The organism is Streptomyces sp. NRRL F-5123 (assembly GCF_000721495.1).
Lineage (GTDB): Bacteria > Actinomycetota > Actinomycetes > Streptomycetales > Streptomycetaceae > Actinacidiphila.
Window position 1 is genome coordinate 2,501 of the sequence record NZ_JOHY01000122.1, and the last position, 2,562, is coordinate 5,062.

Annotated in this window: 1 rRNA gene (running past one end of the window); it reads left to right on the plus strand. The window is 57.1% G+C overall.

The features are described 5' to 3' along the window. Window positions 1-2,543: ribosomal RNA gene (locus IH54_RS0138300) — 23S ribosomal RNA — on the plus strand (it extends 583 nt beyond the left edge of the window). The last annotated feature ends 19 nt before the right edge of the window (window positions 2,544-2,562 follow it).

A 2,562-nucleotide genomic window follows, 5' to 3' on the forward strand; every position in this document is an offset into this window, starting at 1 on the left:
GTGAAATAGTACCTGAAACCGTGTGCCTACAAGCCGTGGGAGCGTCGCATCGAGCACTTGTGTTCGGTGTCGTGACTGCGTGCCTTTTGAAGAATGAGCCTGCGAGTTTGCGGTGTGTTGCGAGGTTAACCCGTGTGGGGTAGCCGTAGCGAAAGCGAGTCCGAATAGGGCGTTTTTAGTAGCACGCTCAAGACCCGAAGCGGAGTGATCTAGCCATGGGCAGGTTGAAGCGGCTGTAAGAGGTCGTGGAGGACCGAACCCACCAGGGTTGAAAACCTGGGGGATGACCTGTGGTTAGGGGTGAAAGGCCAATCAAACTCCGTGATAGCTGGTTCTCCCCGAAATGCATTTAGGTGCAGCGTCGTGTGTTTCTTGCCGGAGGTAGAGCACTGGATAGGCGATGGGCCCTACCGGGTTACTGACCTTAGCCAAACTCCGAATGCCGGTAAGTGAGAGCGCGGCAGTGAGACTGTGGGGGATAAGCTCCATGGTCGAGAGGGAAACAGCCCAGAGCATCGACTAAGGCCCCTAAGCGTGCGCTAAGTGGGAAAGGATGTGGAGTCGCAGAGACAACCAGGAGGTTGGCTTAGAAGCAGCCACCCTTGAAAGAGTGCGTAATAGCTCACTGGTCAAGTGATTCCGCGCCGACAATGTAGCGGGGCTCAAGCGTACCGCCGAAGTCGTGTCATTGCAGCATGAGGGCCAACGCCCGCTGTGATGGGTAGGGGAGCGTCGTGTGCCGGGTGAAGCCGCGCCGGAAGGCAGTGGTGGACGGTTCACGAGTGAGAATGCAGGCATGAGTAGCGATACAAGAGTGGGAAACTCTTGCGCCGATTGACTAAGGGTTCCTGGGTCAAGCTGATCTGCCCAGGGTAAGTCGGGACCTAAGGCGAGGCCGACAGGCGTAGTCGATGGACAACCGGTTGATATTCCGGTACCCGCTGTAAAGCGCCCAATGCTGAACGGAGCGATGCTAAGTCCGTGAAGCCGCCCCTGATCTCTTCGGAGTGAGGGGGAGTGGTGGAGCCGACGAACCAGAGTCTTAGTAGGTAAGTGATGGGGTGACGCAGGAAGGTAGTCCAGCCCGGGCGGTGGTTGTCCCGGGGTAAGGGTGTAGCCCGAGGGGTAGGTAAATCCGTCCCTCATGCAGGGTGAGACCTGATGCCGAGCCGATTGTGGTGAAGTGGATGATCCTATGCTGTCGAGAAAAGCCTCTAGCGAGTTTTACGGCGGCCCGTACCCTAAACCGACTCAGGTGGTCAGGTAGAGAATACCGAGGCGTTCGGGTGAACTATGGTTAAGGAACTCGGCAAAATGCCCCCGTAACTTCGGGAGAAGGGGGGCCATGTCTGGTGATCCAACGTGCTTGGTGAGCTGGGTGTGGCCGCAGAGACCAGCGAGAAGCGACTGTTTACTAAAAACACAGGTCCGTGCGAAGCCGTAAGGCGATGTATACGGACTGACGCCTGCCCGGTGCTGGAACGTTAAGGGGACCGGTTAGTTCTGCTTCGGCAGGGCGAAGCTGAGAACTTAAGCGCCAGTAAACGGCGGTGGTAACTATAACCATCCTAAGGTAGCGAAATTCCTTGTCGGGTAAGTTCCGACCTGCACGAATGGCGTAACGACTTCTCGACTGTCTCAACCATAGGCCCGGTGAAATTGCACTACGAGTAAAGATGCTCGTTTCGCGCAGCAGGACGGAAAGACCCCGGGACCTTCACTATAGCTTGATATTGGTGTTCGGTTCGGCTTGTGTAGGATAGGTGGGAGACTGTGAAGCTCAAGCGCCAGCTTGGGTGGAGTCGTCGTTGAAATACCACTCTGGTCGTGCTGGATGTCTAACCTCGGTCCGTGATCCGGATCAGGGACAGTGTCTGGTGGGTAGTTTAACTGGGGCGGTTGCCTCCTAAAGGGTAACGGAGGCGCCCAAAGGTTCCCTCAGCCTGGTTGGCAATCAGGTGTTGAGTGTAAGTGCACAAGGGAGCTTGACTGTGAGACTGACGGGTCGAGCAGGTACGAAAGTAGGGACTAGTGATCCGGCGGTGGCTTGTGGAAGCGCCGTCGCTCAACGGATAAAAGGTACCCCGGGGATAACAGGCTGATCTTCCCCAAGAGTCCATATCGACGGGATGGTTTGGCACCTCGATGTCGGCTCGTCGCATCCTGGGGCTGGAGTCGGTCCCAAGGGTTGGGCTGTTCGCCCATTAAAGCGGTACGCGAGCTGGGTTTAGAACGTCGTGAGACAGTTCGGTCCCTATCCGCTGTGCGCGTAGGAGTCTTGAGAAGGGCTGTCCCTAGTACGAGAGGACCGGGACGGACGAACCTCTGGTGTGCCAGTTGTCCTGCCAAGGGCATGGCTGGTTGGCTACGTTCGGGAGGGATAACCGCTGAAAGCATCTAAGCGGGAAGCCTGCTTCGAGATGAGGGCTCCCACCCACTTGATGGGGTAAGGCTCCCAGTAGACGACTGGGTTGATAGGCCGGATGTGGAAGCCCTGTAAGGGGTGGAGCTGACCGGTACTAATAGGCCGAGGGCTTGTCCTCAGTTGCTCGCGTCCACTGT